20 protein-coding genes are annotated in these 14,989 nt (G+C 39.8%); 12 read left to right on the plus strand and 8 right to left on the minus strand.

Features of this window, described 5'->3' with window-relative positions:
- Together ABWK04_02770 and ABWK04_02775 are read right to left on the minus strand one after the other, a co-directional pair.
- On the minus strand, window positions 1-1,302 hold a 1,302-nt coding region (locus ABWK04_02770), incomplete at its 3' end, for a transposase (protein ID MEZ0360810.1).
- A 38-nt stretch (window positions 1,303-1,340) separates the two neighbouring features.
- Window positions 1,341-1,643, minus strand: coding sequence for a helix-turn-helix domain-containing protein (locus tag ABWK04_02775; GenBank protein MEZ0360811.1), 303 nt, complete (start codon window positions 1,641-1,643; stop codon window positions 1,341-1,343).
- A gap of 79 nt (window positions 1,644-1,722) precedes the next feature.
- Between ABWK04_02775 and ABWK04_02780 the strand changes: the two genes are divergently transcribed.
- From ABWK04_02780 to ABWK04_02835, 12 genes are all read left to right on the plus strand, one after another.
- Window positions 1,723-1,911, plus strand: a complete 189-nt coding sequence (locus tag ABWK04_02780; protein MEZ0360812.1) for a CDGSH iron-sulfur domain-containing protein — start codon at window positions 1,723-1,725, stop codon at window positions 1,909-1,911.
- A gap of 12 nt (window positions 1,912-1,923) precedes the next feature.
- Window positions 1,924-2,154, plus strand: a complete 231-nt coding sequence (locus ABWK04_02785; protein MEZ0360813.1) for a hypothetical protein — start codon at window positions 1,924-1,926, stop codon at window positions 2,152-2,154.
- A 2-nt stretch (window positions 2,155-2,156) separates the two neighbouring features.
- A complete protein-coding gene (locus ABWK04_02790) occupies window positions 2,157-2,564 on the plus strand; it encodes a hypothetical protein (GenBank protein MEZ0360814.1) in 408 nt (135 codons plus the stop codon).
- Window positions 2,565-2,667: 103 nt separating this feature from the next.
- On the plus strand, window positions 2,668-3,111 hold the full coding sequence (locus tag ABWK04_02795; GenBank protein ID MEZ0360815.1) for a prepilin-type N-terminal cleavage/methylation domain-containing protein: 444 nt from the start codon (window positions 2,668-2,670) through the stop codon (window positions 3,109-3,111).
- Between the two features lie 32 nt (window positions 3,112-3,143).
- Window positions 3,144-3,539 carry a prepilin-type N-terminal cleavage/methylation domain-containing protein gene (locus ABWK04_02800; protein MEZ0360816.1) on the plus strand — a complete coding sequence of 132 codons (396 nt, stop codon included), beginning with the start codon at window positions 3,144-3,146 and terminating at the stop codon, window positions 3,537-3,539.
- Complete coding sequence (locus tag ABWK04_02805; GenBank protein MEZ0360817.1) at window positions 3,536-5,440, plus strand: DUF2723 domain-containing protein; 1,905 nt, start codon at window positions 3,536-3,538, stop codon at window positions 5,438-5,440. Before ABWK04_02800 ends, ABWK04_02805 begins: the two co-directional genes overlap by 4 nt.
- Window positions 5,437-6,027, plus strand: coding sequence for a hypothetical protein (locus ABWK04_02810; GenBank protein MEZ0360818.1), 591 nt, complete (start codon window positions 5,437-5,439; stop codon window positions 6,025-6,027). The genes ABWK04_02805 and ABWK04_02810 overlap by 4 nt, the downstream gene beginning before the upstream one ends.
- The gene (locus tag ABWK04_02815) at window positions 6,024-7,082 is read left to right on the plus strand and encodes a glycosyltransferase family 4 protein (GenBank protein ID MEZ0360819.1); all 1,059 of its coding nucleotides are present in this window, start codon (window positions 6,024-6,026) and stop codon (window positions 7,080-7,082) included. Before ABWK04_02810 ends, ABWK04_02815 begins: the two co-directional genes overlap by 4 nt.
- Window positions 7,079-7,786 carry a polyprenol monophosphomannose synthase gene (locus tag ABWK04_02820; protein ID MEZ0360820.1) on the plus strand — a complete coding sequence of 236 codons (708 nt, stop codon included), beginning with the start codon at window positions 7,079-7,081 and terminating at the stop codon, window positions 7,784-7,786. Before ABWK04_02815 ends, ABWK04_02820 begins: the two co-directional genes overlap by 4 nt.
- The gene (locus ABWK04_02825) at window positions 7,773-8,501 is read left to right on the plus strand and encodes a class I SAM-dependent methyltransferase (GenBank protein MEZ0360821.1); all 729 of its coding nucleotides are present in this window, start codon (window positions 7,773-7,775) and stop codon (window positions 8,499-8,501) included. Before ABWK04_02820 ends, ABWK04_02825 begins: the two co-directional genes overlap by 14 nt.
- Window positions 8,498-9,562 carry a glycosyltransferase family 4 protein gene (locus ABWK04_02830; protein MEZ0360822.1) on the plus strand — a complete coding sequence of 355 codons (1,065 nt, stop codon included), beginning with the start codon at window positions 8,498-8,500 and terminating at the stop codon, window positions 9,560-9,562. The genes ABWK04_02825 and ABWK04_02830 overlap by 4 nt, the downstream gene beginning before the upstream one ends.
- Window positions 9,559-10,761 carry an oligosaccharide flippase family protein gene (locus tag ABWK04_02835; protein MEZ0360823.1) on the plus strand — a complete coding sequence of 401 codons (1,203 nt, stop codon included), beginning with the start codon at window positions 9,559-9,561 and terminating at the stop codon, window positions 10,759-10,761. The genes ABWK04_02830 and ABWK04_02835 overlap by 4 nt, the downstream gene beginning before the upstream one ends.
- Here ABWK04_02835 and ABWK04_02840 read toward each other — a convergent pair.
- The 6 genes from ABWK04_02840 to ABWK04_02865 form a co-directional block, all read right to left on the minus strand.
- Window positions 10,709-11,365, minus strand: coding sequence for a hypothetical protein (locus ABWK04_02840; GenBank protein MEZ0360824.1), 657 nt, complete (start codon window positions 11,363-11,365; stop codon window positions 10,709-10,711). The genes ABWK04_02835 and ABWK04_02840 overlap by 53 nt on opposite strands.
- A complete protein-coding gene (locus ABWK04_02845; protein ID MEZ0360825.1) occupies window positions 11,362-13,164 on the minus strand; it encodes a pilus assembly protein in 1,803 nt (600 codons plus the stop codon). Before ABWK04_02845 ends, ABWK04_02840 begins: the two co-directional genes overlap by 4 nt.
- Window positions 13,161-13,382 (minus strand): hypothetical protein, encoded by a 222-nt coding sequence (locus ABWK04_02850; protein MEZ0360826.1) that lies wholly within the window; start codon window positions 13,380-13,382, stop codon window positions 13,161-13,163. The genes ABWK04_02845 and ABWK04_02850 overlap by 4 nt, the downstream gene beginning before the upstream one ends.
- On the minus strand, window positions 13,379-14,071 hold the full coding sequence (locus ABWK04_02855) for a hypothetical protein (protein MEZ0360827.1): 693 nt from the start codon (window positions 14,069-14,071) through the stop codon (window positions 13,379-13,381). Before ABWK04_02855 ends, ABWK04_02850 begins: the two co-directional genes overlap by 4 nt.
- Window positions 14,055-14,723, minus strand: coding sequence for a hypothetical protein (locus tag ABWK04_02860; protein ID MEZ0360828.1), 669 nt, complete (start codon window positions 14,721-14,723; stop codon window positions 14,055-14,057). Before ABWK04_02860 ends, ABWK04_02855 begins: the two co-directional genes overlap by 17 nt.
- Window positions 14,720-14,989: pilus assembly protein PilM (locus tag ABWK04_02865; GenBank protein ID MEZ0360829.1), on the minus strand; the 270-nt coding region annotated here is incomplete at its 5' end. The genes ABWK04_02860 and ABWK04_02865, both read right to left, overlap by 4 nt.

A 14,989-nucleotide genomic window follows, 5' to 3' on the forward strand; every position in this document is an offset into this window, starting at 1 on the left:
TAAATGCATCCCCCATCTGACACGGTCAGACAGGTTTCTGGACGCATTCACATCCGCATTCAGCTTCCTACCACATAACCTACACTCAAACTTCTCTTGCGTTTTTCTGTTTCTTTTATCTACATAACCACATGAACTACATGTCTGTGAGCTATAGGCTGGATTAACTTCTATGACTTCTATACCATACTCCTCCTTAACTTCTTTTAACTTCCTCTTTAGCTCCCCATAGCCGTATCTTACTACCACTTTCTTTACAGCTTTCGGATACTCTAACAAAAACTTCTTATAAAGGCTCTTGAGGTTCTCTATGACTATCACTTTCGGATTATAAAGCTTTACAATCTTGTTTATTATCCTTCTTACTTCATTCTTTATAAATGCAGACAGCCTTTCTGTAAGCCTTACAAACCTCTTGCTCTCTGCTGGCTTTATTCCTTGTCTTTGCAAGTTTCTTTGTAGTCTATCTATCTTCTCCGCATACTCCTTAACCTTTTCATACAACCTTCTTCCAAACATATCCCCTTTTGAGCTACTTAAAAAGTTCCTAAGTCCAAAATCCAAGGCTATTATTTCTTCTCCTTCTATTTTCTTTGGTTCTATCTCTTTTACTATCCTTAAAGTACCGTCTTCTTCTATCTGGACTAGGTTTGTTATCTTACCTCTTCTTTTCTCAAAGTAGTCATGAAATTTGACAGGTAGATAAATGGTTTTTCCTTTCTCAAAAGTAGATAGTCTTATCCATCTGTCAAAGTGTGTGGCTTTCTCTGGCTCTTCTATCAGGGCAGTCTTACTGTCAAGTATGAGAGAGACTTTTTTAAACTTTGGTTTTCTCCAGCTACTCAGGATATGCTTGAATATCTTCTTGGCTAACAGTCTTTCTTCTTCTGTTATGTCATATTCAAAAACAGTTTTGTTTTTGTATTCCACATAAACAGCTTTTTCAGACTTTCTTATGAGCCATTCGTTGTTTTTATTGAGGTATAACAAAACCCTCTTAGTTTTTTCTGGCAGGTTAGAGCTTTTGACAACTTCAACAAATCTGTTTTTGAGGTTGGAGATAAAGCTGTCTAAGACAGGCACTACCACATGGTATTGAATGGTGTATTTGTATCTTTCAGAGAGGTTAGAGCTTATATGTTTTATGTTTGCCTTTCTGTTGAAAGAGCCTTGAGTGAAGAATAGAAACCACTGATAGCCGGCTATGGCTTTTGCGGTTTTTCTGTATTCTATGAGCAATTTTTTGATAATGTCCTTTTTCCTTTTTGTCAGAGGGCATGAGACATGAATGGCTCTATGCATCTTTATACTGAGCAATATAGTATGCTTGGGTAGATTTGTCAATAAAAATTGGAACTAGTTTCAAAGACCTTTTTTAATTTTTCACCTATGGGAGTTAGGGAGTATTCTACCTTGGGTGGTACCTGTGGGTAAAGCGTCCTTGCAATTATTCCTTGCCTTTCAAGTTCTTTTAGCTGTTTTGAGAGCATCTTTTGGGTTATTCCCGGGATAGATCTCTTTAACTCCGAAAATCTTCTCTTTCCGCCCATAAGTTCCCTAAGTATGAGGAGTTTCCACTTACCATCAAGAATTTCTATAACAAGTTCCACAGGACAATGGTATTCCTTGTTATTAAGTTTCATAAAGTATAGTATATAACATAAAAGTCAGTTATTGACAACATTATATCAAGGGTTAAAATAATAGCAGGAGGTTTAAAAAATGGCAAGGCTCATAAAGCACACAGAAAAAGGTCCTTACAAGCTCGAGGCAGGAGAAGAAACTTACTTTATATGTCAGTGTGGGCTTTCCAAAAATAAACCCTTCTGCGATGGTTCACACAAAAGGACAAAAGACGAAGAGGAAGGCAAACTTTACCTTTACGACGAAAACGGAAGAGTAAGCATATAAGGAGGTGAAAAGATGGATCAAGATATACCTAAAGAAAAGCTATCCGCATACATAGAGAAGTTAAACCTTCTGAGGGGGGATCTGCAAAAACTTATGACACACATAGAAAGTACCGTCCCTTACGCTCCGGTTGAGGGTTGCGAAATATTTATGAAGAAGTTATACGATGCGATAAATGAACATTTGGAAGCTATCAATGAAGCTGTAGAACATTGGGAGTGGATAGCAAACAAGGAGGGTTAGCCATGAGAGGTTTAAATCTTTGGAGTTTTATTTTTGCCAGCCAGATGGGTGTCTATGCTATGGTGCTTCTTGATGGCGTATACGCCAAATGGTTCGGACTTTTTGGGCTGTTCCCAGGTCTTAAGGATCCCGCTTGGTTTATCCATCATCAGATAGATGCCACCCTCTTTGCCATACCTTTGGTTACTCCCGCAGTTTGGAACAAACTGCCCGGACCGGGTATAGTGAAGGGTCTCATATATGGTGTTGCATGGCACATATTTGTTATCGTAGTCTCTTTAATAGGAGCTTTGGGTGGTGCTGAATGGTTTCAAAGACCTATGAGCTTTAGCGCTCAAGCTTCTACTTTTATACTTCACCTTGTGTGGGGTGGTCTGACAGGATTCCTCTATAGCCCACAAGAGAGGTAAGATGAATTGCTGATCTTTTTCGTGAAGTTTTCGTGAAGATACTTGACAGAAGGTGCAAAAGTGTTAATATTAAAATCAACAACTTTAAAAGGAGGGTAGAGTCATGAAGGAACTCTATCAAATGACAGGTAGGTCAGCAAGACTAAACAGCTCAAGGGGTTTTACCCTCATTGAGCTTCTGATCGTCATAGCCATTATAGCCATTCTGGCATCGCTTGCCATACCTCAGTATATGAAGTATCAAAGAAAGGCAAGGGTAAGCTCTTACGCAGAACCCATAGCAAGAGGTTGTATGTTAGATGTGGTAGCCTTCTGCACGGAAAACCCAAGCGGTACCATAAATCCTGCGAGCCTTGGAAACTGCTCTTCAACCAGCGTAACCACCGCAGGTGGTACTGTGACCCTTACCCAACCAGGCGGAACTTGCAATGCTGATGGTACTGTACCTGATAACACTTCTGCTGTCGCCACGCTTGCAGGCATAACTGATTATTCCGCTGTCTGTTTCTATTCGGCTACTTCTGTAAGATGCACCATACAAGGTTGATATAGCTTTTGCCCCCTCCGGGGGGTTCTCCTATGAAAAGGGGTTTTACGCTTATAGAACTCCTTTTGGTTATAGCCTTGCTGGTGATCTTGGCTTCCATGGCTATACCTTCTTATATGATGTATAAGAATAAGGCTAAAGTAGCTAATTTTGCCTTATCCATAGCTTCAGCGTGCGCCAGAGATGCTATGGCTGACTGTGCTTCCAGGTTCGTTGATGTTCCTACACCTTATAACTTGAACGGTTTACAAAACTGTTCAAACGTTAACACCGCTATAGGAGGAGTTACTATACTGCTTGATGGAAGCTATACATGTGCGCCAAGCGGTGTAGCGAGCGGTACCGTAAAGGGCATGTTGGCAGGTGTGGATAACTACACTGCGGTGTGTGAATTTGCACAAAACAGCATAAGGTGCAGCATAAGGTGATATACCTGCTTCTGTCCCTTTTTGCGCTCTTCTACACTTTATCTTCCAGCAAGGTTTTAAATACAGGTGATGCGGGTGAGTTTGCCTCAGGGGGTATCACGCTGGGTCTGGCTCATCCATCAGGCTATCCCTTGTACATGGAATTACTTAAGCTCTTTAGCTTTTTGCCTTTGGGGAGTCTCCCTTTCAGGATGGTACTTGTCTCTATTGCCTTTTCTCTTCTTTCCCTATACCTGCTTTACCTGATACTTCTGAGACTCACCGGAGATAAGTACGTTTCCATGTTTTCCGTTGTTCTCCTTGGAGTTTCTTACTCCTTTTGGGGGCAGTCGGTAGTTATGAAGTTTTATCCTCTCAACCTCTTTATCATCTCCATTATGCTCTATGCAGGTATAAAGGTTATCCTTGAGGGTTACGACAGGCGATATCAGTTTTTGGTAAGCTTTCTGATCGGTCTTACACTGGCAAACCATCACACTGGTATTATGATGGTGATTCCCTTTTTAGGGTTATCTTTTTTTTATCTGAGAGATGTTTTGAGAAACTTACCCCTCAGCTTGGCTTTTTTTATTGCTGGTTTTTTTGCTAACCTCCATATGATCCTAAGGGGCAACAAGGTATTTGTTCCCAATGCCATCTATGACCTAAATTCTTTTCTCACCGTCTTTTTGAGAAAGCCTTACGAAGGTGGTTCTTCTACAGATGTGATAAAGAATGCGTGGACAGATCCAGCAGGCTACTACTATGCACTAAAGAACTCTCTTATAATACTTGAGAATAACTTCCCCCTTTATACCTTTCTTCTATTTTTCTTAGGTGTATACCAGTCTTTCAAAATCTCAAGGAGGTTGGGGATTTTTCTTATTCTCTTTTTCCTTACTTACTCCCTCCTACTTGCCAAAATGACCTTTTCTTATCCTTTAATGAACATGGATGGGTGGTATATAGCAGCTCACCAGTACTTTCTACCTATGCTTCTGGGTTTTTCTCTCTTTTGCGGTTTGGGACTTGGTTTTCTCCTTAGGTATCTTAAAAGAACAGAACTTTTGAGGGTAGTTGTGCCAGTTTCTGCCTCTTTCTTAGTGGGCTTTGGAGTTTTTGACAGGCTCATAGACCAAAACTTTAACAATAACTACGTTTCTTACTCGGTGTCAAAAGCGATCCTGTCTTCCCTACCTGTTGGGAGTGTTTACCTAACATACGGAGATAACCACACTTTTGAGGCATGGTACTTTAAGTATGTAGCTCGTTACAGGGAGGACATATGCTCCAACGACTATCTATCACCTGATAGCTCCACACTTATTCCCAGAGGATGTTATCCTTTGGATCTGTATAAAAAAAGTTACGTGTTTTCAAACTTTTTCAAGGGAGATATGGGATTTTTTGCATCCTCTGGGAGGCTCTATAGCGTTATATTCTTAAAACCTCCAAACCCGCTGTCACCTTTTATGAAAAATCAATTTTGGGTCTTTTCCTTCGCCATAGTTCCAAAAGATGTCAACGTACCCAAAGAGCTTTGGGCTAAGAAGCTTTTAAAGTGGCAGGATCTTGAAAGTATCGCCATGCTTGATTGTTCTCACTATATAACTGATGACCGTTTTAGCATGCTTTTGTGTACTTACTCCCTTCCCTTTTTTGCTTATCTTATAGGAAGCTTTGACGTAAAACACGCAACCCAAACACTTGACTACGATGTGAGATACACGGGTAATACGTTCAGAGTTTCTATAAACGCACCCGTTGACACAAACAAACCTGGTGAATCCTTCACCATAAGGGTAGGTTCAGAAAATAAGAGCCTCATTGATCTGTATAGCTCGGTTTTGGAAAACAACAAACCAGAAAAGTTCAAGTATTACCGCTATACAAGTGAATATTTAAACAGGATAAAAAAATGAAGTGGATCATACCCATATTGACAATTGTGATAGTTGCAGTTTATGTGCTTATAAACAACCAGAGACACCTCTTGAAAGAAGGTGACCTGCTTCTGGCTATGGGAAAACCACTTATGGCAGTTTCTATGTACGAGAGAGCGCTCTTAAATTACGTTCCCTTTAGCCCATACAATGCCGAAGCTATAAAAAGGATTGGGAACGTTTGCGATAAGCTAAACGAAAAAGAACATAAACTATTTTGCTACGAAACGCTCAGATCCGCCCTCTATCAGCTTAGAGGACTTTACATACCTTATGGAGAAAGGCTCAAATCACTGCAAGATAAAATACTCCTTATAAAGTTGGAGCTTTACATAGAACGGAACAATCCCCAACCTGATAAGTATCAAGTTATATACAAAGACCTCAAGAGTATGATGGACTACGATCCTTATCCCTCTACTTTCTGGAGTTTGGTAGTAGTCTTTTCTTTGCTTGGGTGGATATCCGCGGTAATTTTCGTGATACGAAGAGGTTTTAATAAGTTGGGACTTTTGGCTTATCTTATACTCTTTTCCCTGTGGATCTTGGGACTTTACATGGCATGAAGGTGCTTATACTCAACAGAAGGTGTATAAAGCATCCCCAGAGAGGAGGTGCTGAGGCTTATACTATGGAACTGGCAAGAGCTGTATTGCAGACAGGTGGAAAAGTGGAGTGGTTTTCTTCAAGACCTAAGGGGACACAAAGCGAGGAGGTTATTGAAGGTGTGAAGTTTGTCAGGAGAGGAAACGAACTTACCACCCATATTTACGGCTTTTTGTATGCTCTGAAAAAGTCAGAAGACTGGATAATCCTTGATGAGTTTAATGGTATCGGATACTTCACCTTTTTTTTAAAGAACTCTGTATTGCTTATACATCAACTGTACGGAGAGTTTTGGAATGCGCAGTTTGGATTTCTCGGTTACTTTTTTAGATTTCTTGAGAGGCTTTTCTTAAAATTATACAGAAAAAGGGATACTATTACCGTTTCGGCTTCTACGTATCAGGATCTCAAAAAGTTAGGTTTTGAAAAAGCACGTATAATTCACAACTGCATAGATATAAAACCCCTCAAAGATCTTCCGAAAAAAGAAGAAAAACTGAACCTTGTATATTTGGGAAGATTGAAAAGAACAAAAAACCCTGAGGATGCGGTAAAGGCTTTCCTTCTCATAAAGGAAAAGGTAAAAGAGACAAAACTCAATATCATAGGCGATGGTCCCATGATGTCTTATCTCAAAGAGGTGTATGGGAAGGTACCTGACATTACCTTTTGGGGATATTTGGACGATAGGGCAAAGTATCGGATATTGGAAAGATCTCACTTACTCTTAGTGCCAAGCTTAAGAGAAGGTTGGGGAAGGGTAGTAGTTGAAGCCAACGCTGTAGGAACTCCGGCAATAGGCTACGATGTTCCGGGATTAAGAGACAGCATAAAAGATAAGGTAACAGGTTTTCTGGTAAAGGATCACGTACAGATGGCGCAAAAAGCCATACTCCTGTGGGAGAACAGAGAGTTGTACAAAACTATGTCTGAAAATGCACTAAGGTGGGCAAGAAACTTTATACAGGAGATAACCAAAGAAGAGTTCATCAATTTCTTGAGGTCAAGACTATGAAGACTCTTTTGGTCTTGCCCACATACAACGAAGCGCAGAACGTAAAAATCCTTTTACCTAAACTTCTTAACTTCGCTTTTCTGGATATTCTCGTCGTGGACGATAACTCTCAAGACGGAACATCAGATACAGTAAAGGCATACTCTGAAAAAACACTGAAAGTTAATCTCATACAGAGACCATATAAGCTCGGGTTGGGTAGTGCCTATGTGGAAGGCTTCAAATGGGGTCTTGAGAGGGGTTACGAACTTTTCTTTGAGATGGACGCTGATCTGTCCCACAATCCGGAGGACATACCGAAATTTATAGAAAAGGTAAAAGAAGGTTACGATGTAGTAATCGGATCAAGATACATGAACAACACCATAAGCGTGGTGGGTTGGGATTTTAAAAGGTTGATCCTTTCCAAATTCGCAAACCTGTACGCTATTGGCATTTTGGGACTTAAAGGACTTTCGGATGTGACGAGCGGATTTAGATGCTACAGAAGGTCAGTTCTTGAAAATGTGAACCTTGACAGAATTAAGTCAAACGGTTACGCCTTTCAGATAGAGATGGTTTACAAAGCTTACACAAGAGGCTTTAAAATAGCGGAAATACCTATAATATTTTACGAAAGAAACAGCGGTTCTTCAAAAATGAATAGGGGGATAGTTTTGGAAGCGATCATAATCGTGTGGAGGTTGAAGTTTGGAAAAACATAAGGGATACCAAAAACACCTCGCAAGTATTAGAGAGATAGGCTTAAGACCCTTATTTAGAAAGCTATCGGAGAAAAGATCTTTCATGTACAAGCTATATCTGAGACTTACCAACATATCTGTGAAAAAGCTTATCGCCATACCTAACATAAAAAGTGCGTCAAAGATACTTGACATAGGTTGTGGGACAGGGGAAGTCCTTGAGTACATAAAAAGGTTCCTAAACTCCTCGGCTGAACTTTTTGGTGTAGATCTTGAAAGGAATTTTATGCTACCTGATTACGTAAACTTCAGCAACTGCGACATAGATCAAGATTTTTTGCCTTTTAAAGATGGTTCCTTTGACTTAGTTGTATCAAATTTCGTAATAGAACACTTGATAAATCCTCAAAAATTCTTTGCGGAAAGCTTCAGAGTACTCAAAAGCGGAGGATATTTTTACTGCTCCACGGAGTACTACATATCACTTTTCTGTCCCGAAGGTTACAACTTTTATTCGGATCCCACTCACATAAGACCGTGGACTAAGAAAAGCCTAAAAACTCTTGCCAAAATGTCAGGTTTTGAAATATATGAGGTTGGTATCCTCAGATGGTGGGAATTTTTACCACTATTACCCGTATTTCCTTTTCTAAACCTGATAACAAAAAACGATTTTTCTTTTATACCCTATGAAATCTTTGGAAGAACGGTTTATATAATAGCAAAAAAGCCATGAAAATACTTCACTTTATATACGATCACTTAAATAACCCTTGGGTGGGTGGTGGTGGTGCTGTGAGAGTTTATGAGATTTATAGAAGATTGGCAGAAAAAGGGCATAAGATTACGGTCATATCCGGAAATTTTCCCGGAGCTTCTGACTATAAAATCAATGATAACTTTGAGTATAAATTTGTTGGAAGTAAAAAAAATTATATAATCAGCACATTCTCTTATGCTTTTATCGCCCAGAAGCTGTTGAAAGCGCTTTATAAGGATTACGATGTATTAATTGAGGACTTTGCACCTTGGAATCCCGTTTTTTCATACAAACTTCAGCATAAAAAAAGGGTTATATTACAGATACAAAATTATATAGGTGGAGAGATGTTGAAAAAGTACAGCATACTTGGAGTTCCTTTTTATATAATTGAGCGGTTTTATCCTAAGAGGTTTGACAAAGTGATTGTGATCTCTGACGTGCTAAACGAGAGATGGTATATCAAAGGAAAAGTGATCCCTCAGGGTATTGACTGCATTACGGAGTATGTAAGTTTGGGCAGATATATAGCCTTTTTGGGAAGGATAGATATAAGTCAGAAGGGTCTTGATCTTCTTGTGGAAGCTTTAAAAGGCAGTAAGAACATAGAAGTTCTTGTAGCTGGAGACGGTAAAGATAGGGAGAAATTTTTAAAGATTATAAAAGATGCTCCCCACATAAGGTATGTTGGAAAAGTCAGCGGAGAAGAAAAGTATAACTTTATAAAAAATGCTAAGTTTTTAATAGTACCCTCAAGGTTTGAGGGACAAGGGATCGTTGTTTTGGAATCTGCGTCAATGGGAAAACCGGTTATCGTAAGCGATATACCAGAGTTAAAATACGCGGTATATGCAGGTTTTGGTTTGAGCTTTAAAAAGGAAGATCCGAAAGATTTAAAGGCTAAGGTGGAGCTTCTTCTCAATGACGAGAAGCTACTTTTTCAAATGGGCAGGCGTGGCATAGAGTACGCAAAAAACTTTACTTGGGATAGGATAGCTCAAATGTATAATGAATACCTTTTGGAAACTGCAGGATGATAAGAAATTTGTCTTTTGTCAGTTTTGCCTTCTTTTATGCCAATTTGACAGGATATATCTTTCACTTTTTCGTTAGTAGAAGCTTGGGAGCTTCAGGCTATGGTGAGTTTATGGTGCTTTATTCCCTGATGTTAACAGTAGGAAACTTTATAAATCTATTTGCTAACGCGTGTGTAAGAGAGTTTGTAAAGTACAGGGAAAATGCTCACAGTTTGCTCAGATACATGAGGTACATAGGGCTTTTTCTTGGCTTTATGTTCCTTTTTGTAGGAGTGGTTCTCTCTCCCTTTTTGAAAGAATTCCTCAAGATATCCAACCTATACTATATATGGATCCTCGCGGGCGTTTGGTTTTTTCAGTTTCCCGTAGTTATAGAGAGGGCTTACCTTCAGTCTCTTGAAAAGTTCAAGGATATATCTCTATCTCTGGTATACGAGCAGAGTGTTAGACTGATAAGCGTTTTTATTTTGATATACAGCGGTCTTGGTTTAGAAGGTGCTTTGATATCATCTTCTTTTGGGCTTTCTGTAGCACTTTTCCTGCTTCTTAGTAAAAACAGAAACTTCACCGGTAACATAAAGTCCTTACCTTTCAAAGATATTTTAAAAACTTCGCTTTTTGCTTCACCCGTAGGTTTTTTGGTGTACTCTGACGATCTCTTTATAAGGCGCGTCTTTGATCCGCATACAGCGGGGCTTTACGCTTCCGTTTCATTAACGGGTAAGGTTTTTGTATGGCTGACGGTGACATCAGTTAGCGTGTTTTTCCCGAAGTTCGTTAGATACAGGAAAGACATGCGAGCTATAAAAAAACTCTTTTTTAAAGCCTTCCTTTTAGTTTCACTGCTTTTTGTGGTAATAGAAGTTTTACTATTTTCCTTCGGAAAATACGTATTCGTTGCGTTATTTTCAGAAAAATTTCTCCCAGCTTACTCCTTCCTTCCCATATATGTGCTTTGCATACTTCCTTTAATTTTTTCTCTCATCTTTGTATACCTTCTGACAGCCTTAGGTAGAAACATGCTCTTGATCTACACACATGTGCTTTTTTATTATGCAGGATTTTTGGTTTTGCCCTTTTACAGCATTAACGGTTATATGTTTTACATAATGTTTATTAATTTATGTTTTGTACTTGTGTACGCCTTTACGCTCTTTCAGGGCGAACGCGATAGTGGGAAGTTAAAACTCCCGATATAGTACCTGCGAGGAAAAACACGAACAGGAAAATCCCAAAAACCTTAGCCACTTTTCCAAAAGGTGATCCAGCAAGCAAAAGTCCGGTGATGGGAAGCAGTGCGAAAGCCAACAGAACCCTAAAACTGCCTTCAGCGATAAACCTTATCCTGAAAATGTAACCAGCAGGTGTGGTACCCAAAGCATCCCAAAATCCCACATACAAGAGCATAGACATAAGTAGCTTTGTGATTGCTACAAAGGACCAAATTACCGCTGAAGATGCAAAAAGATCTGAGAGGATATCCCTTAGCTTTATACCTTCCACAAAGTAGTTTGATATTGAGAGTAAAAGTAGAGCATCTACCAACATAATGGTTGCAAGGCTGTAGCTCTTTACCGTGTAAGTGTTTTCTCTTTCCTCAGTGTATTCGCATAGCTCTTCAAGATCCCCTTTCCACTTGGAGTAGAGTTGCTCATCCATATCAAAAGAGAAAGGTTGAGCCGAATTCATAGCCCTGAAGAATTCAGAAACGTTTGCTCCACAACTTTCTAAAAGTTCTACAAGCTTTTCCACGTTGTTTGCATCCTTTATAGCAAATACCTTTATTTTTATCTTGCCACTCATTCCCTTATCAAGACGGGAGTCAGGAATATAAGAAGTTCCGATTGAGTCTTTTGAGTACTTTCCTGTCCAAAGAGCCACTTGAGTATAGGCACTCTCACGAGACCCGGGATACCTTCGTTGGTTTGCTGTTCCTGATTGTCTATAATACCTCCTATGACGAGCGTATCCCCATCATTCACCACCACCTTGGTGGAAGCCTCTTTTGTGTTTATGGCTGGTCCTTGCGGAGTTTGTTCACCCGGTGTATCTCTTTTTAGGTTTATGTCAAGAAGTATTCTACCATCTGGAGATACTACGGGTGTAACATCAAGTTGAAGTACAACATCCTTGAACTGTATGTTGGCAGCCTGAGTACCACCTGCTATTACGGTTGTTTGATAGGGTATCTGAACACCTTGTTTTATGGTAGCTTTTTGAGCGTTTACAGTTACTACAGTAGGCTTTGCTATGTTCTTAATTAATGCTACGCGCTCAAGAGCTGATAGCCTGAGGTTCAAGGCGTTGAGCATACCTTTTTGAAAAGCGAAGGTAAATATACCTCCGGGCGTTTGGCTAAGTCCAGGTGTGTAATAAATAGGCGATCTGATACCTACGGATGTAGGGTCTGGTGGTACAAAGATGGTACCAGGTGTAGGAGCATTCCCTATGTTAGCACCCTGACCCGCTCCACCTGTCCAAAACTGGGGTACCCTTGCCTGAGAAAGCAGTACGCTCCAATTTAAGCCAAGCTCCCTCAGAGCTTGGTCTCTTACTTCAACAATCCTCGCCTCAATCTTTACTTGAACTGGAGAATCGCTTATGTAGTCTTTGAAGCGCTCTCTAATCTTTTCTATCACTTCCGGATAGTCCGTTATCATAACAGCGTTGAACTCTTTGAGTATAGGTGCGGGAGCGGAGGGCTGTTGTGGTACCTGCTGAACCTGTGTTTGCGTGGTGGGATAAAGGACAGTCCCCATCTGTAAGGTGGTAGGTTGTTGCACCTTGATAGCTCCACCGCTCAAAATTACGCCAGCTTCGGATCTGAGAGGTTCTATCATTTTTATGAATTCATCGGGACTTATGTACTTGAGATAGAATATTTTTGTGACGGGTCTTCTTTCCGTAGGCGTGGCAGTTAAAAAGCTTTTCAGTGCTTCCTGATACTTCTCCATCTGCTTAGGACTATCAGTTATCACAAGGGCGGAAAAACTCTGCACTTTGGTTATAACAGTATCCGGCTTTTTATAAGGAATTAAAAGTCGCTCGGCTTCATCAAGGGATATGTTTTTGAGATAAAAAACTTTCGTTACTCGTTCTTCTGCAGGTGCGATCCTCTCTATGATCTTAGCGTAGTCTTTCAACACAGGTTCAAGTCTCTTTATGTTCTTTTCCTCATCCCTTATGTACACCGTCTTTAGTGTTTTGTCTATTACTATCTCAGCGGATGGACTCACCCTGGGCTTTAGAAACTTTACGAATTCATCTATCTGTCTATCTTCAAGACCGGAAAGGCTTATGCTTATTTCCCCAGCTTTGGTTATCCTGTAAACCTTTTTATCTACAGGTACAGCTATGAGTCCATACTCTTTTAAGATGATGTTTAGAGCCTCCCCAACAGATACAGGTTTGTATATGGATACACTGACAGGCTTTGATACCTCTTGAGTTATTTGGGGATCAAAGATGATGTTCATATCGGCAACTTGAGAGAGAGCCTTTAGCACGGTTTCCAGCTTTACGTTTTCAAATTTCATCTCTTTTAAGGTTTGCGAAAAAGAAAGACCTAACATAAAAAGGATTATCAAAAACGCTCTCCTCATTTCTTCCCTCCTTCTTCACTCTTCTTCATGAACTGTGAAGGATTCTGATTAACTTTCAGGGTTTTTACACTTCCATCCTTTTCTTCTACAACCACGTAGTTTTCAGTTTTTCCCGCTTTCTCTATAACTATGTAGCCTACGGCACCTTCCATACTTTCAAAGGGTTTCTGAGCAAAGGCGGTACATATGCAAAAGAGCAAAATTCCTAACTTCCTCATTTCTCCTCCTCCTTTTTGACAAGCACAAAAATGTCAAGCTCACCGCGCAGTTTACTTTCTCCCGTATACGAGATCTGAAGGTTTGAAGGATACGAAATGATACCACCCTTAGCCATACCTTCCATAAACCTCTCAAAGGCTGGATAAGTTCCAGTAAGGGTGATCTTAACATCAGCTTTTAGGTACTTTACACCTTCCTCTTTTTGCTTTTCCTTTTTCTCTTGCTTCTTTTGTTGTTGTTGCTGTGGCTTGGGTTGAACTTCTTTCACCAACTTTTCGTTGCCGAAAGTTTCAAGCGTGTATGTAGTTTCTTGTTTTTGTCCCATTTGTACATTTGCTATTGTGAGACCGCTTTTTTTTGCCAACACACCTATACTTTTCAGTATCAAACTAACATCTCTTTCTGTGGGTATAGTGCCTACTATGGTAGCAAGCTCACGATCCTTTTCTTCAACAAGCCTTCTCGTTTCTTCCTCTTTTTTCTTGAGGTTTTCAATAGTTTTTGGGTTCATTGAACGTTGTATATTTTGTATATCTTCCTGTATTCTTTCCTTCTCAGCTGTAATTTTGTTGACTTCTTCTTTTGCCGGCAATACAAAGAGGAAAAGTACATAAATTATGAGAATGGCAGGCAGACCAAGAAGGATCGTGTATTTTTGCCAAGTGGGTAACCTATTGATCACTTCCATTCTGTCTCCCTCCGTAAAGACTCTTTTCCGCTGTTAATCTGGCGCTGTAATACTCAAATCCATATTGATTTACTTTCCTTTCAACGCTTGACACATTTACTACTTTGGAAAGTTGTGCGAGCCTTTTGCTGTAATAACTTATGCCAGAGTAGTCAAGAGACTGAAGCTCCATTTCTGTCTTTATAGCAGGGTTGTTTATATCAAAGGTCTGACGGTAAGATGATATCCAGGAGATTGATGGGGCTGACTTTACGTAAGAGAGGAAAGTCTGATTAAAGGGTACATAGTAAGATTTTAGACCTATCAATATGTCTTTGCTTTTTTCTATGTCCTTAATCCTGTTTTCAAGATCGGCTATGGATCTCTCAATAGCTTTTTTCTCCTCCATAAATCTTTTTGCTTTAGCTTGTAGCTGTATCTTTTGAGCGTTGAGCTGATCTATCTCCCTTTTGATCTGTTCTCTCTCCGACGAGAGCCTATAGTAATAAATACCTGTTAAGATGACGCACAGCCACAGAATGGCAGAAAGGTAGTAAACGCTTGCCTCTCTTTTTACAGGAATACCTATCTTGGGTAATCCTAAGGCTGGTTTGAGTTCTTTTTCCAACAGCTTCTGCCTTTCCCTTTCCTTTGCAAGATTTATCTTTATCATCCCTCCATACCTCTTATACTTAAGGTATACGGAATAAAGAAGTTAGGCTTTATACCTTCTATGTCAAGGAGACCTAATATAGGCAGGTTTTCAAGAACACGTGTGAGAAGGTTTTCTTCTGAAAGTATGGGACCTGCTATATAAACGCTTGAAAGGTCGTTTATGACTACTATGTTTCTCACTTCGGCGAAAAAGTTCTCTAAGGATTGTTCATCTTTTCTGTTAAGGTATTCAGTATAGCTCCAGGGTATGACAAAGTACGATAC

The organism is Hydrogenobacter sp., assembly GCA_041287335.1.
In the GTDB taxonomy this organism is placed as follows: Bacteria; Aquificota; Aquificia; order Aquificales; family Aquificaceae; genus Hydrogenobacter.